Source organism: Actinoplanes sp. TBRC 11911, from assembly GCF_012933445.1.
Classification (GTDB): domain Bacteria; phylum Actinomycetota; class Actinomycetes; order Mycobacteriales; family Micromonosporaceae; genus Actinoplanes.
In genome coordinates this window covers 21,968-44,731 of the sequence record NZ_JABBNC010000031.1, presented here as the reverse complement: position 1 = coordinate 44,731, position 22,764 = coordinate 21,968, and the positions used below count along the sequence as shown (strand labels likewise).

13 protein-coding genes and 1 pseudogene are annotated in these 22,764 nt (G+C 71.1%); 5 read left to right on the top strand and 9 right to left on the bottom strand.

Going from position 1 to position 22,764, the window contains the following annotated elements; all coding sequences use genetic code 11:
* Positions 1-13 precede the first annotated feature (13 nt).
* The gene (locus HH310_RS32035; RefSeq protein WP_248294638.1) at positions 14-724 is read left to right on the top strand and encodes a TVP38/TMEM64 family protein; all 711 of its coding nucleotides are present in this window, start codon (positions 14-16) and stop codon (positions 722-724) included.
* 36 nt (positions 725-760) lie between these two features.
* Here the strand turns inward: HH310_RS32035 and leuS are convergent, their stop codons facing one another.
* Positions 761-3,574 carry a leucine--tRNA ligase gene (gene leuS, locus HH310_RS32030; protein WP_211192866.1) on the bottom strand — a complete coding sequence of 938 codons (2,814 nt, stop codon included), beginning with the start codon at positions 3,572-3,574 and terminating at the stop codon, positions 761-763.
* Between the two features lie 168 nt (positions 3,575-3,742).
* A complete protein-coding gene (locus HH310_RS32025) occupies positions 3,743-6,592 on the bottom strand; it encodes a M36 family metallopeptidase (RefSeq protein WP_169179449.1) in 2,850 nt (949 codons plus the stop codon).
* Positions 6,593-6,847: 255 nt separating this feature from the next.
* Here HH310_RS32025 and HH310_RS32020 point away from each other — a divergent pair, with 255 nt between their 5' ends.
* The 4 genes from HH310_RS32020 to HH310_RS32005 all read left to right on the top strand — a co-directional run bounded on the left by HH310_RS32020 (position 6,848) and on the right by HH310_RS32005 (position 12,021).
* Positions 6,848-7,891, top strand: coding sequence for a MoxR family ATPase (locus HH310_RS32020; RefSeq protein WP_169179448.1), 1,044 nt, complete (start codon positions 6,848-6,850; stop codon positions 7,889-7,891).
* Between the two features lies 1 nt (position 7,892).
* On the top strand, positions 7,893-9,191 hold the full coding sequence (locus tag HH310_RS32015) for a DUF58 domain-containing protein (protein ID WP_169179447.1): 1,299 nt from the start codon (positions 7,893-7,895) through the stop codon (positions 9,189-9,191).
* Entirely contained in the window at positions 9,188-11,629 is a 2,442-nt protein-coding gene (locus tag HH310_RS32010; RefSeq protein WP_169179446.1) for a DUF3488 and transglutaminase-like domain-containing protein, read from the top strand. The genes HH310_RS32015 and HH310_RS32010 overlap by 4 nt, the downstream gene beginning before the upstream one ends.
* A gap of 83 nt (positions 11,630-11,712) precedes the next feature.
* On the top strand, positions 11,713-12,021 hold the full coding sequence (locus HH310_RS32005) for an antibiotic biosynthesis monooxygenase (RefSeq protein WP_169179445.1): 309 nt from the start codon (positions 11,713-11,715) through the stop codon (positions 12,019-12,021).
* Between the two features lie 33 nt (positions 12,022-12,054).
* On the opposite strand, the gene HH310_RS32000 is transcribed toward HH310_RS32005, so the two are convergent.
* The 7 genes and pseudogenes from HH310_RS32000 to HH310_RS31970 all read right to left on the bottom strand — a co-directional run.
* Positions 12,055-12,444, bottom strand: a complete 390-nt coding sequence (locus tag HH310_RS32000) for a DUF3040 domain-containing protein (RefSeq protein WP_169179444.1) — start codon at positions 12,442-12,444, stop codon at positions 12,055-12,057.
* A gap of 114 nt (positions 12,445-12,558) precedes the next feature.
* On the bottom strand, positions 12,559-13,854 hold the full coding sequence (gene dinB / locus HH310_RS31995; RefSeq protein ID WP_169179443.1) for a DNA polymerase IV: 1,296 nt from the start codon (positions 13,852-13,854) through the stop codon (positions 12,559-12,561).
* 192 nt (positions 13,855-14,046) lie between these two features.
* Positions 14,047-15,243 (bottom strand): alkaline phosphatase family protein, encoded by a 1,197-nt coding sequence (locus HH310_RS31990; RefSeq protein ID WP_396027558.1) that lies wholly within the window; start codon positions 15,241-15,243, stop codon positions 14,047-14,049.
* Between the two features lie 341 nt (positions 15,244-15,584).
* A complete protein-coding gene (locus tag HH310_RS31985) occupies positions 15,585-16,331 on the bottom strand; it encodes a methyltransferase domain-containing protein (protein WP_169179442.1) in 747 nt (248 codons plus the stop codon).
* A 38-nt stretch (positions 16,332-16,369) separates the two neighbouring features.
* On the bottom strand, positions 16,370-19,702 hold the full coding sequence (locus HH310_RS31980) for an error-prone DNA polymerase (protein WP_169179441.1): 3,333 nt from the start codon (positions 19,700-19,702) through the stop codon (positions 16,370-16,372).
* Positions 19,703-19,710: 8 nt separating this feature from the next.
* Positions 19,711-21,498, bottom strand: a complete 1,788-nt coding sequence (locus tag HH310_RS31975; protein WP_396027557.1) for a DNA polymerase Y family protein — start codon at positions 21,496-21,498, stop codon at positions 19,711-19,713.
* 613 nt (positions 21,499-22,111) lie between these two features.
* Positions 22,112-22,757: pseudogene (locus HH310_RS31970) on the bottom strand (hypothetical protein); the annotation flags it as partial.
* Positions 22,758-22,764: the final 7 nt, after the last annotated feature.

Here is a 22,764-nt window from a genome sequence, read left to right as displayed (position 1 = left end):
GGGGAACGCCTGCATGACCGACACCATGATCGCCACGCCACCCCCGGCCGCTCTGCACAGCGTTGCCGCCCCGATGGGCTGGAAGCGCCGTCTCGTCCGGTTCGGTCTGCTGGCGCTCGTTGTGGCCGGTCTCGCCGTCGCCGCCGCGATCCTGCCATTGCAGGAAATTTCCGACACGGTGGCCAAGCTCGGTCCGGCCGCCGCTGTCGCGGTCGCCGTGGTCGGCGGGCTGCTGCTCTCGGTGCTCGTGCCCCGCACGGCCATCACGGTCGCCTGTGGCGCGCTGCTCGGCGCCGGCATCGGTGCGGCCACCGCCCTGGCCGCCGCGGTCATCGCCGCCACCGCCACGTACTACGCGGGCCGCTGGGCCGGTCGGGGCGCGCTGTCAGCCAAGGCGGGCGGTCGTCTGCAGCGCCTCGACGGCTGGCTCAACAAGCGGGGCCTGGCCGCGGTGCTTCTGGTGCGTTTCCTCCCGCTTGCCCCGTTCGGCCTGATCGGGTATGCGTACGGCACCACCAGCGTCTGCCAGAAGCGGTACCTGCTCGGCACCACGCTGGCCTCGATCCCGTCCGCCATCTCGTACGCGGTGATCGGCGCCGCGGTGACCGCGCCGGGCGACATGAACCCGCTGACGATCGCGCCGGCGCTGATCGGTTTCGCGCTGACCACGACGATCGTCGTGCGGTGGAAGCGGGCGTCGCGCAAGGCGGCCGCCGCGGCCTGATCTTCAAAACACCAGGCCACGGCGTTTCCCGTACGCCTAGACGACCACACTCACCAGGCGACCGGGCACGATGATCACCTTCTTGGGCTCGCGACCCGCCAGCGCCTCGGCGACCACGTCGAGCGCCGCCGAGCGGATCTCCGCTTCGAGCGCCTCCGGCGACACCTCGACCCGCGCCCGGACCTTGCCGTTGACCTGCACCGGGTAGGTCACCGACTCGGCCTTGAGCTGCTCCGGGTCGGCCTGCGGGAAGTCCGCGTACGCCAGCGTGCCCGAGTGCCCCAGCTTGGCCCACAGCTCCTCGGCCAGGTGCGGCGCGAACGGCGACAGCATCAGCACCAGCGGCTCGACCGCTTCCCGGGACGCGACCGGCAGCGGGGTCAGCGTGTTCGTCAGCTCGATCAGCTTGGCGATCGCCGTGTTGAACCGCAGCTCGTCCATGTCCTCGTGGACGCCGGCGATCGTCCGGTGCAGGTGCTTGCGGACCTTGGGCTCGAGCGGCTCGTCGCCGACCCGGACCGCACCCGTCTCCTCGTCGACCACCAGCCGCCACACGCGCTGCAGGAACCGCTGCGAACCCACCACGGCACGCGTCTCCCACGGGCGGGAGACGTCCAGCGGGCCCATCGCCATCTCGTACACCCGGAAGGTGTCGGCGCCGTACGCGTCGCACATCTCGTCGGGGGTGACGACGTTCTTCAGCGACTTGCCCATCTTGCCGTAGCTGCGCTGCACAACCTGCTCGCCGTAGTAGAACGTGCCGTCGCGCTCGACGACCTCCTCGGCGGGCACATAAAATCCACGGTCGTCCTGGTACGCGTACGCCTGGATGTAGCCCTGGTTGAACAGCTTCCGGAACGGCTCGAACGACGAGACGTGGCCCAGGTCGTAGAGGACCTTGTGCCAGAAACGGGCGTACAGCAGGTGCAGGACCGCGTGCTCGACGCCGCCGACGTAGAGATCCACACCGCCGGAGTCGCCGTCGCGCTGCGGGCCCATCCAATAGGCCTCGTTGTCTGGGTCGACCATCGCCTTGTCGTTGCGCGGGTCCAGGTAGCGCAGCTCGTACCAGCAGGAACCGGCCCACTGCGGCATCGTGTTGGTCTCGCGGGTATAGGTGCGCGGCCCGTCGCCCAGGTCCAGCTCGACCTCGACCCAGTCCCGCTTGCGTGACAGCGGCGTCTCCGGCTCGCTGTCCGCGTCCTCCGGGTCGAACGTGCGCGGCGAGAAGTCGTCCACGTCGGGCAGCACGACCGGCAGCATCGAGTCGGGCAGCGATACCGGCAGGCCGGTCTCGTCGTAGACGATCGGGAACGGCTCACCCCAGTACCGCTGGCGGCTGAACAGCCAGTCGCGCAGCCGGAAGTTGGTGGCACCCCGGCCGTGCCCGTGCTGCTCCAGCCAGTCGATCATGGCGGCCTTGGCCTCGGCGACGTGCTTGCCGTCCAGCCAGCCGCTGTTGATCGCCGGACCTTCCCCCGTGTACGCCCCCTCGAAGTCCTCCGGCGCGCGCACGGTCCGGATGATCGGGAGCTCGAACTTCTCCGCGAACTCCCAGTCCCGCTCGTCCTGGCCGGGCACCGCCATGATCGCGCCGGTGCCGTACCCGGCCAGCACGTAGTCGGCGATGAAGATCGGGACGCGGGCGCCGTTGACCGGGTTGGTCGCGAACGCGCCGGTGAAGACGCCGGTCTTGACCTTGGCGTCGGCCAGCCGCTCCTCCTCGGTCTTCGCGGCGGTCTCGGCGCGGTAGGTCGTCACCGCCTCGCCGGGCGTCGCCGCGCCGCCGGTCCAGGCCGGCTTCGTACCCTCCGGCCACGCCGGCGGCACCAGCGACGCGACTAACTCGTGCTCCGGTGCCAGCACCATGTAGGTCGCGCCGAACAGCGTGTCCGGCCGGGTGGTGAAGACGGTGACGACGCCGTCGCCCTCGATCGGGAAGTCGACGTGCGCGCCCCGCGAGCGGCCGATCCAGTTGCGCTGCATCAGCTTGACCGGCTCCGGCCAGTCCAGCGTGTCCAGGTCCTCGACCAGCCGGTCACCGTAGGCGGTGATCCGCATCATCCACTGCTTGAGGTTGCGCTTGAAGACCGGGAAGTTGCCGCGCTCGCTGCGCCCGTCCGGCGTGACCTCCTCGTTGGCCAGCACCGTGCCCAGGCCCGGACACCAGTTGACCGGGGCCTCGCTGACGTACGCCAGGCGGTGGTCGTCGATCAGCTTGCGCCGCTCGACGGCGGTCATCGACGCCCACGGCTTGTCCGGGGCGAGCCGGGTGCCGGCCTCGAACTCCGCGATCAGCGCCGGGATCGGGCGGGCCTTGCGGATCTGTGGGTCGTACCAGGAGTTGAAGACCTGCAGGAAGATCCACTGGGTCCAGCGGTAGTAGTCCGGGTCGGTCGTCGCGAAGCTGCGCCGGTCGTCGTAGCCCAGGCCCAGCCGCCGCAGCTGGCCGCGGTACCGCTCGATGTTCGCCTCGGTGGTGATCCGCGGGTGCGTGCCGGTCTGCACCGCGTACTGCTCGGCGGGCAGGCCGAACGCGTCGAACCCCATCGGGTGCAGCACGTTGTAGCCGGTCATCCGCTTGTACCGGGTGTAGCTGTCGGTGCCGATGTACCCGAGTGGGTGACCCACGTGCAGGCCCGCGCCGGACGGGTACGGGAACATGTCCTGAACGTGCAGCTTGGGCGCGCCGGCCCGGGGGTGGGCCGGATCGGCTAGATCGCCGGCGGGGTTGGGCGCGCGAAAGGTCCCGTTCTCGGCCCAGTAGGCCTGCCAGCGCGGCTCGATCTCGTTGGCCAGCGCGGCGGTGTAGCGGAACTTCGGTGTCTCGGACTCGCTCATCGTCGGCATCTCGTCTTCGGTATGTCGCGGACACAAAAAATCCCCTCGCTCAGGAGGGGATCGCCGTGCTGTGCCCGTCTATCGGCAGGGGCAGCACGGCCGGCTAAGAAGGAGGAACTGCCGGGCCATGCCCTGGATGATACCGGCCGCCGCCGGAAGGCGGCGACCGGTATCGCGTCAGCTTGCCGAGCCGTAGACCGAGAGCTCGGTCGAATCCTGGAACACGCAGCCGCTGACCGTCGGCGGCTGGCCCGCCGGGCACAGACCCGCGGCCTGGCCCTGCGTGTTCAGCATCGTGTACCGGACGAAACCGATGCCGTTGCCGGTGCCCGCGTTCAGCGGAACCGACGTGGCCGTGACGGTGCCGGTCGGGAAGGTGCCCGTCGCCGCCAGCGTCCAGGTGGTGCCGTCCGCCGACGTCTCCACCCGGTACCCGGCGGTCGACGCCGTCGGGTCGTCACCACAGGTCGCGGACGGGTTGATCACCAGGTCGGTGGCGTCGACGACGTCCGACAACCGCAGCACGATCTGCTGGCCGGCCGCCGCCACGTCCGAGCCCCAGCCGTTGACCTGCGACTGGTCGATCAGCTTGGCCGGACCGCACCCGAACACCGTGTAGTCGGGGCCGGTGAAACTGACCACCGCTCCGCCACCACTGGAGGCCGCCCAGTCACGGCGCACCTGCCAGTCCGTACGCAGGGTGGTGTGGGACTTGATCTTCAGGGTCTTGGTGACCGTGTCGTATCCGGCGCCGCGAGCGAAGACCTTCGCGTACGTGCCGGGCAGGATGCCGTCGATCCGGTAGGTGCCGTCGGCCTGCGTGATCGCGGTGTAATCGCTGGCGAAGCCGGAGGCGTGCCCGCCGAAGCCGACGGTGAGACCGGCCGCCGGAGCGCCGGTGTCCTGGTCGGTGACCTTGCCGGTCAGCGAGCCCCGCGGGGTGTTCGGCGACGGCGGCATGGTGAAGTCCTCGACCGGCTGCGAGTCGTCGCCGTCCACGGTGGCCGCGAAGAAGCCCATGCCGCGCTTGGCGAACACCGACCAGATCGTCTTCTGCAGCTTGCCGTGGCTGACCACGAGGTCGGCGGCGAGGATCGAGTTGCGCATGTCCAGGAACGACGGGTTCGCCGGGGACAGCTCCATGGCCCGGGTCACCAGCGACTCGGCCTTCGTGCTGCCGACCGCCTTGCGCAGGTCCCACAGGGTCTGCGCCCAGATCTCGCCGTCCGCGTGCACCTCCGGACCGCCGATGATCTTGCCGAAGTCACCGTAGGTGTAGCCGCCGGAACCGGCTCCCGGGGTGCCCGGGCAGACGGTGGCCGGCGCGCCGACCGTGCAGTCCAGCGGCTCGGTGCGGATGGTGTCGCCGGCCGTCACGTACTTGCCGACGCGTACGTCTCCGATGGTCTTGGTGTCTTTCTCCAGGCCCTGGTCGACCAGGAAGCTGGAGCCGTACCAGTCGCCCCACGCCTCACCCATCGAGCCGGCCTGGACGTCGCCGAGCGTCGAGTTGCCGTTGGCGTCCACGACGAGACGGTTGGACAGACCGTGCGTGTACTCGTGGTAGACCACACCGGACTCGTCACCCGAGTTGCCCGCCAGGAACAGGTCGTCCGGCAGGAACAGGTACATCTGCATGGTCGGCGCGATGCCGTCCGGCGGGGTGCTCATGTTGGCGTTGTCGACGTGGTTGATGTCGGGCAGCCCGTTCGCGGTGTTCGCGCCGTCGTCGGACTGCGCCTGCACGGCGTCGCCGTCACGCGCCTCGAAGTTGCCGGCCGCCCGGGTGAAGCCGATCGGCGCCGCCGCCAGGTGGTCGTGCCAGGTGCCCAGGAAGTACATCATCTGGACGGCGTTCTGCTTGCGGTTGACCTGCCACGAGTTCGGGGTGTTCGGGTCCCACGAGCACTTGAACGCGGCCGAGCAGCGGCCCCCGACGGTCGAGGTGAAGTCGGTGAACGGGTACTCGAAGTCGCGCCGGCCGCCCTGGGTCGGCACCTCCTCGGTGGGGTTCGCGACGTTGTCGTCGTTCACGTCCGAGTAGACGTGCGCCACGTTGCCGTTCAGGTTCGGCGCATTGTCCGGCAGCCAGCGCCGCAGGTCGACGGTGCGCTGCGTGCCGCCCTGGGGCGCGCCCGGGTAGTTGGCGAACGCGTCGCCGGTGTCCGACTCGACCATGCTGTGCCGGTACAGGATCTGCCCGGTCGCCGCGTCGACCACGTGCTGGTAGCCCTCGTCCATGGCGATCGTCTGCCAGGCGAGGCGCGGGCCGGCCGCGGTGTTGAAGAAGACGAGCTGGGCGTTGCCGCCGTCGCTGAACGTGGTGGTCCTGGCCACATCGGTCCCGGCCTTGGTGACCCGGGCGCCGGACGTGCCGAACACATCCTTGACCGCTTCGGTACGGGCTGCCGGGGCACTCAGCGCCGGGCTGCCGGCGGTGGCGGGCAGCGACTTCAGCGGAGCCCCGTCGATCTGCAGCAGACGCCCGTCCTTGGTGACGTGCGCCTTGAGACCATTACCGAAAACCGGTACGCCCGCGACACTTTGGATGAAGCTCAGGTGGTGGGTGCCCTCGATGTCGACGTAGTCCTGCCGCAGTTTGAGGGTCTTGAGGCCGGCGTTGTCCAGGAAGAAGATCTCCGGGTGCGCTTTGACATAGCCGAGCGCGACGTCGACCGGCTTCTTGCGGCTGGGTTCGGTCAGGAAGCCGTCCAGCTTGGTGACCCGGCGCGGCGTCCCGGTCGAGCGGTCGATGTCGACGATTCCCTGGACGCCGAGCTGGTCACGCAACGTCTTGGCGGCGGTCGCATTGTTCGTCGTCAGTGCCCGCAGGGTCGCGGCGGGCGCGGCGGCTTCCGTGCTCAACGTCTCACGGCTGTCGTAGTCGGCCCGGCGCTGCGGTTCGTGACCGCCGGCGGCATGGGTGGGGGGGGGTGCCGCATAGGCCGGCGCGGACGCGACTCCGGCCAGCAACAATGTGCCCGCCGCGGCAGCACCTAATCGGCGGGAAACGGACGATGGTCGCAAAATTCAGCACCTTTCGACCAGGGGTTTTGATGAACACCCGTCAATGGCTGATGCTCTTGCGCATCGGGAAATATAACTAGACTGATGTCTGATTCTTTACCCGTTTGATATTTGTGTCCGGTTGACGCTCATCGCCGCCCGGGTCGGCGGTTTGCTGTGATCGGGCTAACCTGTGGGGGATGGCGGCGCAGCCGCACTTCGCCGATCTTCTGCGGCCTCATGCCGGAAGCGGCGAGAACGACTTGGAGGAGGCCCGTGACAACCCCGACCTGGGACGAGCCCGGTGGACCCATGCCGACCGAGGACTTTCGCGCCGCGACGCAGGCCATCATGGCCAACATCGAACAGGTCATCGAGGGCAAGAGCGCGACGGTCCGGCTGGCGCTGGCCGTCCTGCTGGCCGAGGGCCACCTGCTGATCGAGGACGTGCCGGGCGTCGGCAAGACCAAGCTGGCCAAGGCGCTGGCGCGGTCGATCGACTGTTCGGTGCGCCGGATCCAGTTCACCCCCGACCTGCTGCCCAGCGACGTGACCGGCGTCAGCGTCTACAACCAGGAGACGCGCGACTTCGAGTTCAAGCCCGGAGCCGTCTTCGCCAACCTGGTGGTCGGCGACGAGATCAACCGCGCGTCGCCCAAGACCCAGTCCGCCCTTCTCGAATCCATGGAGGAGCGGCAGGTCACGGTCGACGGCACGACCTATGAGCTGCAGTCGCCGTTCATGGTGATCGCCACCCAGAACCCGATCGAGATGGAGGGGACCTATCCGCTGCCCGAGGCGCAGCGCGACCGGTTCACCGCCCGTATCGCGATGGGTTACCCGGACCCGCGGGCCGAGCTGGCCATGCTGACCGGGCACGGTGCCCACGACCCGCTGAACGACCTGCGCGCGGTGGCCGACGCCGCGCTGGTCCGCCGGATGATCGCCGCGGTCCGCGACGTGCACGCGGCCGACGCCGTCCAGCAGTACGCGATCGCGCTGGTCACCGCGACCCGCGAGGCGCCGGAGATCCGTCTCGGCGGCTCGCCGCGGTCGACGCTTCAGCTCATCCGCACCGCGAAGGCGGTGGCCGCGCTGGAGGGCCGCGACTACGTGCTGCCGGACGACCTGCAGGCGCTGGCCGTGCCGGTCCTCGCGCACCGCATCATCCCGACCGCGGACGCGCAGCTGAACCGGCGCACCACCGACGCCATCGTGGCCGAGATCGTGCACCGGCTGCCGTTGCCGCACGAGCGCAGCCGTTCGCCGTACGACACCCGCAACACCGGCGGCGCCCAGTACGAGTCACGGGGGCGCTGACATGCGGGAGGCCTTGCGGGGATTGACCACGCGTGGCCGGTCCTTCCTGGCGGCGGCCGCGGCGGCCGGCGTCTCCGCGTTCATCCTGGGCGAGCGCGACCTGCTCCGGGTGGCGATCCTGCTGGCGGCGCTGCCGTTGCTCGCCGCCGCCTACGTCGGGCGCAGCCGGTACAAGCTGGCCTGCACCCGTTCGCTGGAGCCCGGCCGGGCCGCGGTCGGCTCCAGCGCGCGGGTCATCCTGCGCCTGCAGAACATGTCCCGGCTGCCCACCGGCACGCTGCTTTTGGAAGACCGTCTCCCGTACGCCTTGGGGAGTCGCCCACGGGTGGTGCTGGAGCGGCTGGGGGCACATCAGGCCAGTTCCGTGGCGTACACGGTGCGGGCCGACGTGCGGGGCCGGTATCCGATCGGTCCCCTGGTGGTCCGCCTCACCGACCCGTTCGGCCTGTGCGAGCTGACCCGCTCGTTCCCCAGCATCGACCGCCTCACCGTGGTCCCGCAGGTGCATCCGCTGCCCACGGTGCGGCTCGCCGGGGAGTACGCGGGCACCGGGGACAGCCGTGCCCGCTCGGTCGCGGTGCACGGCGAGGACGACGCGGCGACCCGGGAGTACCGGCGCGGCGACGACCTGCGCCGGGTGCACTGGCGGTCCACGGCCCGCACCGGCGAGCTCATGGTGCGCCGTGAGGAGCAGCCCTGGGAGAGCCGGGCCACGGTGGTCCTCGACGACCGGGCGTCCGCGCATCGCGGCGAGGGCCCCACCGCCAGCTTCGAGTGGGCGGTGTCGGCCGCGGCCAGCATCGCGATGCACCTGAGCCAGGCGGGATACAAGTTGCGCCTGGTCACCGGCTCGGGGCTGGACATCGACACCACCGAGGGCACCGCCGAGACCATCGTGCTGGACGCGCTGGCCGACGTGCGGACACAGAGCACTGGCGACATCTCGGTGCTGGTCGAGCAGGTGCGGCGGCGTTCCGACGGCGGCCTGGTGATCGGCGTGTTCGGCTCGCTCACCACCGCCGAGGCGCAGTTGCTGGCCGGGCTGCGCGGCAACGGTGCCACCTGCATCGGGTTCGCCATCGACAGCGCCACCTGGGTCTCGATGCCGCCCGGCGACCGGCAGGACTCGGACTCCGAGCATGCCGCCGCCGCGCTCGCGCTGGTCCACAGCGGCTGGCGTTCGGTGCCGGTCACGCACGGGGCGACGCTGCCCGCGCTCTGGCCGGCCGCGGCACGCGGCTCCAGCGGTTTCGCGTGGCGTGCGGCGATGGCCGAGACGGTGAGCGGGGTGATCCGATGACCGGCCGGCGTCGTCTCGGACTGATCGCGGCGGGTTCGACACTGCTCGCCGCCGCCCCGATCTCGTCGATCTTCGAGTCGTGGACGTGGCTGGCCCAGTGCATCCTGGCGGTCGGCTTCGTCGCCGGCGCCGCGCTCGGTGCCCGCACGCTGCGGTTCCCGGTCTGGGCGCAGGCACTCAGCATGATCGTGGTGCTGCTGCTCGCCCTCACCTGGATGTTCCCCAGCGGCCACGAGGTGCTGATCCCCACCCCGCGCACGTTCGAGCACTTCGGTGATCTTTTCACCCAGGCCGGGCAGGACACCCGGCAGTACGCGGTCCCGGTGCCCGACCGGCAGGGCCTGCTCTTCGTCACGGTCCTCGGCATCGGGGCGGTCGCCATCGCGGTCGACCTGCTCACCGTGGTGGCGCGCCGGCCGGCCCTGGCGGGCCTCCCGATGCTGGCGATCTACTCGGTTCCGGTCGCGGTGTACGTCGACGACGTGCCGGTGCTGCCGTTCATCATCGGCGCCTTCGGTTTCCTCTGGCTCCTGGTCTCCGACCACGTGGATCGCGTACGCCGGTTCGGGCGCCGCTTCACCGGCGACGGCCGGGATGTCGACGTGTGGGAACCGTCCCCGCTCGCGGCGGCGGGCCGGCGGCTCGGCGTGATCGGCGTGGCCGCCGCGGTGCTGCTGCCGTTGCTCGTCCCGACGATCAGCGGCGGGCTCCTCTCGCAGCTCACCCAGAGCGGCTCGGGGATCAGCCAGAACGGCACCGGCGCCGGCGGGGGCGGCCGGATCAACCTGTTCGCGGCGCTCAGCGGCCAGCTCACCCAGACCGGCGTCACCGACCTGGTCAAGGTCACCACCAACGACCCCGATCCGTACTATCTGCGTTTCGGGGTCGCCGACCAGCTCACCACGCAGGGCTTCGGCAGCCGCCCGCCGAGCGGCCAGCCGCTCGACCGGGGCCTGCCCGACCCGCGCGTCAACCCCGACGTGCGGTACCCGCAATACCACGCCACCGTCGAGGTCAGCGACAACCTGCGGCAGAACATGCTGCCGGTCTACAGCAACACGGTGAAGGTCAACGACGCCGGCGGCGGCTGGAGCTTCGACCGCAACCAGCAGGTGATCTACTCGACCCGCAACACGACGAAGGGCAAGAAGTACTCCTTCGACTACGTGCGGGCGCAGTACTCGCCACAGCTGCTGCGGCAGTCGCCGCCGCTGCCCGACGGCAGCCCGCTGCTCAACGCGTACACGGCGACGCCGCCGGACGCGACGGTGGACAACCTGGTCAAGAGGCTGACCGCGAACATCCGCAATCCGTACGACAAGGTGCGGGCGCTGTACAACTACTTCGCCAAGGACAACGGCTTCAGCTACAGCCTGACGACGCAGCCGGCGGGCAGCAGCTCGGAGATCGCGTCCTTCCTGCAGAACAAGGTCGGCTACTGCCAGCAGTACGCGGCGGCGCTGGCCTGGATGGTGCGCGAGGCCGGCATTCCGGCGCGGGTGGCGTTCGGCTTCACCAAGGGCAACGACCGCGACGGGACGACGTACACGCTCACCAACCGCAACGCTCACGCCTGGACCGAGGTCTACTTCGACGGGTTCGGCTGGGTGCCGTTCGACGCCACACCGGCGTCCGGGGTGGTGGGTTCGTCGCGCGCGGCGTACGCACCGGACGTGGACGCTCCCACGCCGGCCGCCACCGGTCCGACGGCTGGTGCGCTGCCCGGCGCGGTGCCGTCCGGCGGCCCGAGCGCGGGCGACCTGCCGCAACGCGGTCAGGGCGATCTGGGCGGCAGCGACCTGGGTGGCACGGGTGCCGAGGTCACCTCGACGAAAGGCCTGTGGTCGGTCGGCATCGCGGCTCTGATCCTCGCCCTGCTCCTGGTACCGGCGTTGCGCCGGCTCCTGGTGCGACGCCGCCGGCACGCCGCGACGGCACCGTCGGCGCCACCGGCGGTGGTCTCGTCGGCGGGCGCTCCGGACCTGGTGGTGACGGCGACGTCCACCCGGGCTCGCGAGGACGCCCACGCGGCCTGGGACGAACTCCTGGACACGATGACCGACTTCCGCATCCCGGTCGATCCGTCCGAGACGCCCCGGGTGACGGCTCAACGCCTCATCAAGGACGCGATCCTGCAGACGTCGCCCGCCGAGGGCGCCACGTTGCTGGGGTCGGCCGAGGAGCGGGCGCGATACGCCCGTAAGCCGTTGCAGGGTGCCGAGCTGACGTCGGCGCTGACCCAGGTGCGGAAGGGGCTGGCCCGCTCCGCGAACCGCAGGACCAGGATCGCCGCGGTCATCATGCCGCCGTCGGTGCTGCTGCGCTGGCGGTTGGCGCTGGCCGAGGGAAACACGCGGTTGATGGCCGCGGGCGGCCGCTTCGGCGAGAAGCTGGCCCGCTTCAGCCCTCGGCGCCTGCTCCCGCACCGGAACCGCTGACGCGGGTGCCGCCTCCCCGCCGGGGAGGCGGCACCGGCCGCGTCTTGGCGGGGCGGTGGATTGGTCGGCGATACAGTCGCGGCATGACCATGACCATGGAGTTTGCGCGGTTCACGGTGCGCGATGACGCCGAAGGCAAGCTCGTCGCCGACCGGCCCGCGATGCTGGCCGCGTTGCGGGCTCGCTTCCCCGGGTGTCTGGCCGCTTACCTGACCAAGGACGAGGACGGCACCTGGATCGATCTCTTGCTGTGGCGCAGCCGCGAGGAGGCCGAGGAGGGCGCCCGGCTGCTCAACACGGTTCCGGAGTGCGCGGCCTGGGTCGAGCTGATCGCCGAGGCCGGCGGTTTGCGCCACGCGGAGGTCCTGGACGCCTGGCCCGCCCCGAAATAACCGACAAGGCCGACCGGCGCCTTGCGGTGCCGGTCAGCGATGCCCCTCCGGGCGCTGACGCCAGCGGTCCTCGAGGCGATCGAGCAGACCGCCCTTGCGGGTCTGTTGACGGGTGCGACGGGTAGCGGTGCCACCCACGGCGCGCAAGTCGGGTGCATGGCCGCGACGGCGGGACTGCATCGCGAAGGCTGCGGAGCCCAGCATCACGATGAAGCCGGCCACGCCGAGGATCGTGTTGCTACTCACCGTCCCGTAGACGACCAGTCCGAGACCAAGGATGATCACGAAGGCGGCGACGAGGAGCCGGCGCCGTGCGTGGAAACGCGGGTCGTTGGCCCGCACTGCCGAGGCGAATTTGGGGTCCTCGGCAAGCGACCGCTCGATCTGATCGAACAGCCGCTGCTCGTGCTCCGAGAGCGGCACGGCATTCCTCCCCGGGCGCATCGTTGATGAAACCCACCCGGCCCCCAGGGCGGGGTCGGGGTGAAGCAAGGTAAGTGGCGCGGGACAGCCGTCGGGCTGCCTTACCGAGCAAGTCTACGAGGGGCTTGCCGGGTCGGAAAGCGGGACGACCGTCGAGTGCGGGTGATTTTCGGTCCGACGGAGATCACTTTGTCCCAAAAGACTGGCCGGACGCACGCTTGCGCGCCCGAATCGTGCGGCAATGGCGTCGGTCGCGGCCTCCGCCGCACGCCAACCATGCTCCGCCTCACCGAGCGTGAGCTGCCGCGATGTGGTCGACGCCGCGCTGAGACCCTCGACACGAACGCCGACGAGCCGAATGTAGTCGCGCGCGCCGAGCGCCCGGAACAACGCCCACGAGATCTCGAAAATCTCACGGGCCACATCGGTGCTGGCTCCGACCGTACGAGATCGATTGATCGTCCGGAAGTCGGCCAGCCGGACCTTGATCGCCACCGTACGCCCGACCACCCCGGCCGCTCGCAGCCGCGCGCCCACCTTCTCGGACAGGGCGAGCAGGCTCCGCTTGATCATCTCCGGGTCGCCGATGTCGGTGTCGAAGGTCATCTCGGCACCGATCGACTTCTCCTCCCGCTCCGGACTCACCCCCCGCGGATCCCGCCCCCACGACAGCTCGTGCAGATGCGTCGCGGCCGCCTCGCCGAGCGCGCCGCGGAGCATGCTCAGCGGCGCCCGCGCGATCTCCCCGACCGTGCCGAGCCCGAGCCGGCGTAACGTCTCCGCCGCCCGCTCCCCCACGCCCCAGAGCGCGTCGACCGGCAGCGGATGCAGAAAATCAAGAACCAGAGCTCCCGGTACGACGACGAGCCCGTCCGGTTTGGCCCGGGTCGACCCGAGCTTGGCCACGAACTTGGTGGGCGCCACCCCGACCGAACACGTCAGCCCCTGCTCCGCGACGATCCGCGCCCGGATCGCAGCGGCGATCTCGGCGGGCCGCCCGAGCAGCCGCTGCGCGCCCGCGACGTCGAGAAACGCCTCATCGGTGGACAGCGGCTCGACCAGCGGCGTCACATCCCGGAAGATCGCCATCACGGCCGCCGAGGCCGCGCTGACCGCCGCCCCGTCAACCGGCAGGAAGACGGCCCGCGGACACAGCGCACGGGCCCGGGCGGTCGGCATCGCACTGCGCACGCCGAAGCGCCGCGCCTCATAACTGGCCGAGCTGACCACCCCGCGCGGCCCCACCCCGCCCACCACGACCGGCTTGCCGCGCAGCTCGGGCCGATCCCGAACCGCGACCGACGCGAAGAACGCATCCATGTCGACGTGCAGAATCGTGCACCCCGCGTCGTCGGCATCCGGCCCGAAGCGCGGGTCACGCTCCCGAGGCACCGCTTGGCTGCGTCCCACGCCCGTGAGGCTAACCCGCCCCTCTGACATTTCCCGGGCCCACGCACCCGCCGCGACGGCATCACCCGGCCGGCACTCGCGCCGCAACGCCATCACCCGGCCGGCACTCGCGCCGCAGCGGCATCGCCTGGCCGACACCCGCCGGGCAACGGCTTCACCTGCTGGCGCTCGCGGCGGACGAGCGCGGCGCGGTCAGCGCGCCAGCAGCAGCGGAATCGTCATCTCGGCGGCGGTCACCGAGCCGTGGTGGGCGACCAGCGACGCCACCACCGGCGGCTCCCACCCGGTGGCCAGCGCCACCGTGCGTCCCTGGCACATCACGACGATCTCGCCGATACGGTCGCGGTGCTCGGTGGGCACCGCACCGAACCAGCCCTCGTCGATGACCTGCTCACGCGTACGCACCCAGGCCCTGTCCTGGAAAACCCCGCGCCAGGTCGCCATCACGTCGTCGCGGGCGCCGTCCGCGCAATAGAGATAGCGCACCCGGGGCTCGCCGGCGACCCCGGCCACCCCCTCTCGCAGCTCCGGAATGTCGGCCATGTCGAAATGCCCGGCCGGCGGGATGTTCATCTGGCCGTGATCGGCCACGACGAGCAGCGCCGATCGCGGCGGGAGCCCGTGCACCAGCCGGTCGAGCACCGCGTTCACGTCGCGGGCGGCCGTCTGCCAGGTGGGCGCGTTGACACCGTCCTCATGGCCGGCGCGGTCGAGGTCGCGGAAGTATCCGTACACCAGTGCCGGACCCCCCGCCGACAACGCGGCCAGCATCCGCTCGGCGACCTCGGCCCCCTCCGACGCCCCGACGAACACCGCACCGCGGTTGGCCGAGACGGTCAGCCCACTGCCCTCAAACTCTGGCCTGGTCACGACGGTGACCGCAACCCCGGCATCCGCGGCTGTGGAAAACCTCGTCGGGACCGGCTGCCACAGCAACGGATCAGGGTCATTGCCCCAGAAGATGTGGTTGAGCACCCGCCCGTCCGGCTGCCGCACGCTGAAACCGAGCACCCCGTGCGCCCCGGGCGTCACCCCGGTCCCCAAGGTCACCAGACTCACCGGCGTCGTCGACGGGAACCCCGAGGTCAGCCGCCCGGCGAAGCCGCCACCGCCGGCCGCGAGATCGGCGAGCACCGGGGCATGGGACGAGGCAAGCCCCAGCTGGTACGCCCCGAGCCCGTCCACCAGCAGCACACCCACCCGGTCGACCCCGTCGAGGTGCTGCCCGATCCCGATGACGTCGGCCGTCCCCGGCACCCCCAGCACCGCCGACAGACTGGGCAGAAGATCGGCGAGACTCCCCGACCCATAGGCGGGCCGCACCGGCGCGAACGCCTCCGCCGGCAGGCCGTCGTCCGGCACACCGATCAGCGGGAAGATATCGGGAATGTCGCCCGTAGCGGGCGCGGCACCGGACGCAGCGGCACTCGACGAGACAGCGGGAGAATCCACGCCAGAAGACTAAACACCAGACGGCGAGAGGAGCCCCCGTCGACCGCAAGCGGGGACGGTATTGGGTGCCGACTCACAGGAAGACGCGACAACGTGAGCCGCCGGGCGCCGCGTGGGCGAGCATCCCGCGGAACGAGAGCATCCAGGCGCCGCGTGGGCGAGCATCCCGCGGAACGAGAGCATCCAGGCGCCGCGTGGGCGAGCATCCCGCGGAACGAGAGCATCCCTTCGCCGCATGGCCGAGCCGGAGCGGACGGGCTAGACGGCCCGCCCGGCGATCACCGGCGGCGGGCGAAGACGTGCAGCTGGGACGCCATGTCGCGGAACGGTGGCTGCGCGGCCAGCTGCAGCTCCAGCTCGAGCAGGCCCTGCGGGTCCTCCTCGATCACCGACGCGGGCAGGAGGTCGGTCAGGACGCGTACGCCATGGGTCTGCTCGACCTCGAGCCCCGCGGAGCTCAGCAGCGCCGCCGCGGTCTCCACGTCGTAGCGCCGGCGCAGCGTGTCGCGGCTGCCCGCCCGGCCCTCGGGATCGGTGACCATCGCCGCCGCCGAGCGCAGATGCCCGTTGATCGCCCGGCCGAGGATCGCCGCCGCCTTGCCCGCGACCAGCAGACTCAGCGTGCCGCCCGGACGCAGCGCGGTGGCGATCGCCGCGACCACGTCGGCCGGCTTGTCGACCACCTCGAGCACCGCGTGACACAGGATCAGGTCGACGCTGCCCGGCTCGACCAGCCCGGCCAGTGCGTCGCCGTCGCCCTGGATCGCCTTCACCCGCTTCGCGACGCCCGCGTCCGCCGCGCGACGGGTCAGCGCCGCCAGCGCGTCGGGGCTGGCGTCCACGACGGTGACCGTGTGCCCGGCCTCGGCCAGCGGCACCGCGAACCCGCCCGTTCCGCCACCGACGTCGAGCACGGTGAGTGACCGGTCGGCATGCTTTTCCAGCTCACGGCGAAGCACCGCCCAGACGGCGGCGGTGCGGGCGGTCACGAGCGGTCGGGCCGTGCGCGTCGATGCGGTATCCACACGCGCAGCGTATCGGCACCCGCTCCGGATCGGCTGTTTCACCGGAAGTCGCGGGAAGCGGGCGTCACCGGCGGTGTCACCGACTCCAACCGGTCCGCCACCAGATTCAGCACCCCTTCCGCCTTCTCCAACCGCCCTCGCACGATCAGCGCCGAACTCGTCCGCGCCACCCGCCGATACCGCTGCCACAACCCTGGTGAGCAGGTCACGTTCAGCATCCCGGTCTCGTCCTCAAGATTGATGAACGTCACCCCACCGGCGGTGGCCGGCCGCTGCCGATGGGTGACGATCCCGCCGACCCGGATGCGGGTCCCCGCCTCCACCGGCCCCAGGCGAGCGATCGGCAACGCCCCCGCCTTGTCCAACTCGGCGCGGATGAACTGGGCCGGATGCGTGTCCGGCGACAACCCGGTCGCCCACACGTCCGCGACCAGTTCGTCCACTTCGCTCATTCCGGGCAGCATCGGCGCCGCCGTCCCGGTCACCGTGCCGGGCAGGCGGTCCGGCCGGTCCTGCGCGGCCGCTCCGGCGGCCCACAACGCCTCACGCCGGGAAAGGCCGAAACCCGCGAAGGCATCGGCGGTGGCGAGCGCTTCCAGGTGGGCGGTGGTGCATCCGGTACGCCTCGACAGGTCGGTCATGCCCGCGTACGGCCCGTGCGCGCGCCTCTCCGCCTCGATGCGTTCGGCGAGCTCGTCACCCAGCGTACGCACGCTGGAAAGACCTTGACGCACCGCCGGACCACCGAGTCCCCAGGCGTGCGGCGGCTCGCCGGGCAGTGCCCCCCACCTGGTCGTCGTGGTTGATTCGAGGGTGGCTTTCGCGTCGCTGAGGTTGATGTCCGGCCGGCGCACCTCGACCCCGTGCCGGCGCGCGTCGTCGACCAGGGACTGCGGCGAGTAGAAACCCATCGGCTGGGCGTTCAGCAGGGCCGCGCAAAAGGCCGCCGGGTGGTATCGCTTGAGCCACGCGCTGGCGTACACGAGATAGGCGAAGCTCATCGCGTGGCTTTCCGGGAAACCGTAGCTGGCGAAGGCGGAGAGTTTGCGGAAGAGGTCGTCCGCGAGCTCCCCGGTGATCCCGTTCGAAGCCATTCCCTGGTAGAGCCGTTCCTTGATCCGTTCCATCTTCTCGACCGACCGCTTCGATCCCATGGCACGGCGGAGCTGATCGGCCTCGGCTGGGTTGAAGCCGGCCACGTCGATCGCGAGCTGCATGAGTTGTTCCTGGAAGAGCGGCACTCCCAGGGTCTTGCCCAGGGCGTTGGCCATGAGCGGATGCGGCACGGTCGGCTTCTCGAGCCCGTTTTTTCGCCTTATAAATGGGTGAACCGACCCGCCCTGAATGGGCCCCGGCCGGATCAGCGCCACCTCGACCACCAGGTCGTAGAACACTCGAGGCTTGAGCCGGGGCAGCGTCGCCATCTGCGCGCGACTCTCCACCTGAAACACCCCGACCGAGTCGGCCCGGCAGAGCATGTCGTAGACCTCTTTGTCGGTGAGGTCCATCGAGCTGATATCCAAATCAGACTCGATCATGTCGTACGCATAACGCAGCGCGGACAGCATCCCCAAGCCGAGCAGATCGAATTTGACCAGCTCGATGGCCGCGCAGTCGTCCTTGTCCCATTGCAGCACCGTGCGCCCGGGCATCCGCCCCCATTCCACCGGGCACACCTCGATGATCGGCCGGTCGCAGATCACCATCCCACCGGAATGGATGCCGAGATGCCGGGGAAAGTTCTGCACCTCGTTCGCGAACGACACCACCTGCGCCGGAACGTCGTCCATCTCGACCGCCGCGACGCTGCCCCACCGGTCGATCTGCTTGCTCCACGCGTCCTGCTGCCCCGGCGAGAATCCGAACGCCTTGGCCATGTCCCGCACGGCGGACCGCGGCCGATACGAGATGACGTTCGCCACCTGGGCCGTGTGCTCCCGTCCGTGCAGCTTGTACACGTGCTGAATGACCTCCTCGCGCCGGTCGGATTCGATGTCCACGTCGATGTCCGGCGGCCCGTCCCGTTCCGGCGCGAGGAACCGCTCGAACAGCAGATTGTGCGCGACCGCGTCCACATTGGTGATGAACAGCGCGTAGCAGACCGCCGAATTCGCCGCCGATCCGCGTCCCTGGGCGTAGATGTTCTTCCGGCGGCAGAACTCGACGATGTCCCAGACCACCAGGAAATAGCCGGGAAAGCCCAGCGCCTCGATCATCTGCAATTCGTATTCGAGCTGCTCGTACGCCCGCGGGTGCGCTTCCGGCGGCCCGTACCGCGCCAGCGCCCCGCGCATGGTCAGTTCGCGCAGCCAGCTCATCTCGGTGTGCCCCGGCGGAATGGGGAAGTCCGGCAGTTTCGGCGCCACCAGATTCAGGTCGAAGGCGAGGTCCTCCCCGAACATCGCCGCCGCGTCCACCGCACCCGGATAGGCCGCGAACCGCCGCGCCATTTCCTCCCCGCTACGCAGGTGGGCGGTGCCGGCCGCGGGCAGCCAGCCGTCGATGTCGTCGAGACTGCGCCGGGCGCGTACCGCCGCAAGAGCGGTGGCCAGCCGGCGCCGCGCCGGATTCGCGTAGTGCACATTGTTGGTGGCGACCACTTCCAGGCCACGGCTTTCGGCGAGCTGGAAAAGCGCGTCGTTGCGGTCGTCGTCGTACGGGTCGCCGTGCGCGGTGAGCTCGACCGCCACATTCGGCTTGCCGAACAGCGCGACCAGCCGATCCAATTCGTACGCGGCGGCCGCGATCCCGTCGCGCGCCAGCGCCTTCGGCACGCTGCCTTTGCGGCAGCCGGTCAGCACCAGCACGTGGTCCTTCAGCTCGGCGGCGATGTCCTCCAATTCCCCGTACGCCGGTTTGCCCTTCTCGCCGCCCGCCAGTTGAGCACGCGAAATGACCCGGGCGAGCCGTGCGTAGCCTTCGTGCCCGTGGGCGAGGGCCAGCAGGTGCCGCCCTTCCGGATCGGCTTCCCCGTTCTGCGGTTTGCTCAGATCGAGCGATAGTTCGGCCCCGAATATCGTCGGCATGCCCAGTTCGCGGGCGGCCTGCGAGAAACGGACCACCCCGTAGAAGCCGTCGTGGTCGGTGACGGCGAGCGCGTTCAGTCCCAGCCGCGCGGCCTCCTCGGCGAGTTCCTCCGGATGACTCGCCCCGTCGAGGAAGCTGAAATTGGTGTGGCAGTGCAATTCGGCGTACGGCGTGGTCTTCTCCCGCCGCACGAGCGAGGGCGCCTGATACGGCTGCCGTTTCCGGCTCCAGGCCGGCGAATCACCCCCGTCCGCGTCGGCCGCGACCGGATCGACCACGTACTTCTTGCCGGACAACGTGTGCTCCAGCTCCGACCAGGACATCTTCGGGTTATGAAAGCTCATCGCACACCTCAGTCATAAATCGCCTCCACGACCCAGTGCCCGCCGGCCAAGGCCAGCAACAACGCCCGCCCGTCCACCAGGGCAACCTGGAACCGGGCCCGCCGCCGCGCCTCGTCCGGCGCCCACCAGCGCTCGTCCACCGGCCACGGCCCGGCCCACCCGCGAATCTCGATCGGCTGCGCCCGTTCCACCACCAGCGCCGCCGGGTCACCGGTCAGTTCGAGGCGCGCGCTGACCCCCACCGGCGTCCCGTCGGCGTCGAGCACCACGGCGGGCAGCGGTTCGACGGGCACGACGGCGGGCGCGGGCTTGGGCAGCCGTCCGGGCCAGGGCGGCAGGGCGGGCGGCGGCTTACTCGCTCGCCGCCGCTTCCCCGGCCGCACCGCGACGACCGTCACTACTTCTTCGTCGTCCGGCGCTGCCTCGGGCACCGGCAGCCAAACCACAGACCCGTCCCCCGTACGTTCGTCGCCCGCCCCCACCCGCGAAGCCTGCTCATGCCTCCTCTCCACCAGCCGAATCGGCTCGCTCGCCCGGGACAAAAGCGCCGTCACCGCCACGTCGGGCACCGGCTCGTCGTGTACCGCCGCCGGCGCCCAGGGCTCGCGTTCGTCCCCCCACGGCACCAGCCGCACCTGGTCGTCGGCCGAACGCCCACCGCCCAGCACCGGTGTGACCACCGCCTCCGGGCCGAGCAGGCCCTGCACCCGGCTGAAGGCCCGATGGGCGCGCTCCCGTTCGGCTCCCGCATCCCCCCAGAGGCCCGGCTGGAGTCCGAGATGGACGATCACGCCGTCCGGGACCAGCCGCAACCGCACCAGCCCCGCGGTGGGCCGGGCCTCCGCCCCGCGGCGCGCCCCGGTCAGCCACCCGTCCATCTGCCAGCGCACCCGCTCCGCGATGGCCGCCGCGGTCAGTGTGCCGTCGTGCCGCCAGACCCGGTGCAGTTCCTGCCCGTCCGCGGTGACCGCTTCGATGCCGAGACGGGTGCAGGCCAGCCCGTACGCCGCAAGCCTTTCGTGCAGTTTCTCGGCGAGCACCCGCCCCGCGAACGCCGCCACGTCCACCCGCTCGAGCGGCTCGTCATAGGTCTCGGCGACATCGAGGTCCGGCGGCGGCTTACGCACCGCGAGCGGCCGATGATCGCGCCCCGCCGCGAGCCGGTGCGCGAGCGCCCCGTCAAACCCGAACCGCGTCAGCACGTCCCCCGGTGGCAGCCGCGCGAACTCCCCCAGCGTCTTGATTCCCAGCCGCTTCAGCAGATCGACCAGCTCGGGCCGCTCGATCACCTCGATCGGAATGCCACCGAGAAACGCGCCGGTCTCCCCCGGCGGAATCAGCAGCCCGTCCCGAGCCGCCAGCCCCGCCGCGAACACCCCGTCGGCGACCCCCACCTGACTTTCCACCGCACAGGCCTCGGCGACGTGCTCCACGATCCGTTCCGCCGCGGCCTCCTCCCCACCGAAATACCGCGCCGGCCCTTTCGCCGCGAGCGCGCACTCCCCCGGCCGGATGACCTCGACCCCGACCGCGACCTCTTCCACCGCGGCCACCACCGGCTCGAAGGCCCGCGCGTCCCGAGCCGGGTCGTCCTCCACCACGATCAGCTGCGGGCACCGGCTCTGCGCTTCCCGGCGCCGCAGCCCTTTCCGTACGCCTTCCCGCCGCGCCGCCTCCGAACAGGCAACCACCCGATTGCCGCGCAACACGACAACCGCCTCCGCCCCCGGCACCCCGTCGACAATCTCCGCCGCGGTGACCGCCCAGTCCGGGCACCAGAGCAGGAGAGTCCGCACACCAGCAGCCACGGCTAGCCCCCCACCGCCGGGCTACCCCCGGCCAAGCCGCCCTCGCCGCCCGCCGAACCGTCCTCGCCGCCCGCCGAACCGTCCTCGCCGCCCGCCGAACCGTCCTCGCCGCCCGCCAAGCCGTCCTCGCCGCCCGCCAAGCCGCCCGCCGAACCGTCCTCGCCGCCCCCGGCCAAGCTGTCCTGGCCCGCCCTCACCACCGGACTCTTACCGCCAGTTCCGATCGCATTGCTCGGCAGACCTTCCAGCAGTGAGGTCGCCGATCCGGCACGTCCCGGCTCGGCTTTTCCCTTGCGCCGACGCCCTTTCCGCCGCGCGCCCCCACCCGCCAGGGCCAGCCCCGAACCAGCGGGCGAGGGCACCGAGCTCAACGCCCGCGAGCCAGTGCCGGTGGCCGAGACGACGCGGAGGGGCCGCGGAGAGGCCGCGGGATCGGCATCGGGAATCGCCGGCGTGGGTTCCGGGATCGAACCAGGCCAGGCCGGCGCCTCCAGCGGCCTCTCGCCGGCGACCGGCCGCGGCTTCTCGCCGGTGGTCGTCGGCCGGGCCGGCGAGCCCGGGCCGGCGGCGGTGGGGGCCGGCGGCGGGATCTGCCGGACCGTCACGCCCGGCAGCCACATGGTGAGCTCTTTGGGGCGGGCCGCCGCACCCCGCCCGCGCGCCAGAACGGTCACCTCACGCCGCCGCAGCCGCCCGTGGCCGGCGCCCAGCCCCTCCCAGTGGCCGTCGACGACGCGCAGGGTGACGTCGGCGCCGTCCCACCGGCCGAACGGCACCAGCACGCTGCCGCGCTGCCGGGCCCGGGCCACGAGCCGGCTGGTGATGGACGCCGAGATGGGCCCCGGCACGGCCGTGACCACGAGGTCCACCCCGTCGATCAGCGCGGCCACGACGGTAGGCCACTCCGGCCCCGGATTCGGCACGAGCGCCAGCCGGTCCAGGGCGATCCCGCTCTCCGCCGCGGCGAGGGCACCCAGCGAGGGCACCCCGACCACCGCGCACCAGGACCCCGACCGCGAAGCCTCGGCCAGCAGCGCCAGCAGCAGAGACGTCCCGCCGCTGGCCGGCGCCTCCCGCCCGGTGGCCACCGCGACCGTGCTCCCCCGCCGCAGCCCTCGGCTGGGCAGCAGCCCACTCAGTTCCGGCGCCACCGGAAGCACCCGGTGCACCCCGGGTTCGTCCGTGTCGCCCGCCGCCCGAACCAGTTCAGCCAGGGCGGCCGCACTGTTTGTCATGCGTCCGGCCATAGTTGTT

Bases quoted from the DNA above. Each gene is read 5' to 3' on its own strand.
- HH310_RS32015 (WP_169179447.1), top strand. From the start codon at position 7,893: ATGCGGGAGGCCTTGCGGGGATTGACCACGCGTGGCCGGTCCTTCCTG.
- HH310_RS32005 (WP_169179445.1), top strand. From the start codon at position 11,713: ATGACCATGACCATGGAGTTTGCGCGGTTCACGGTGCGCGATGACGCC.
- HH310_RS31980 (WP_169179441.1), bottom strand. From the start codon at position 19,702: ATGAGCTTTCATAACCCGAAGATGTCCTGGTCGGAGCTGGAGCACACG.
- leuS (WP_211192866.1), bottom strand. From the start codon at position 3,574: ATGCCGACGATGAGCGAGTCCGAGACACCGAAGTTCCGCTACACCGCC.
- HH310_RS32035 (WP_248294638.1), top strand. From the start codon at position 14: ATGACCGACACCATGATCGCCACGCCACCCCCGGCCGCTCTGCACAGC.
- HH310_RS32010 (WP_169179446.1), top strand. From the start codon at position 9,188: ATGACCGGCCGGCGTCGTCTCGGACTGATCGCGGCGGGTTCGACACTG.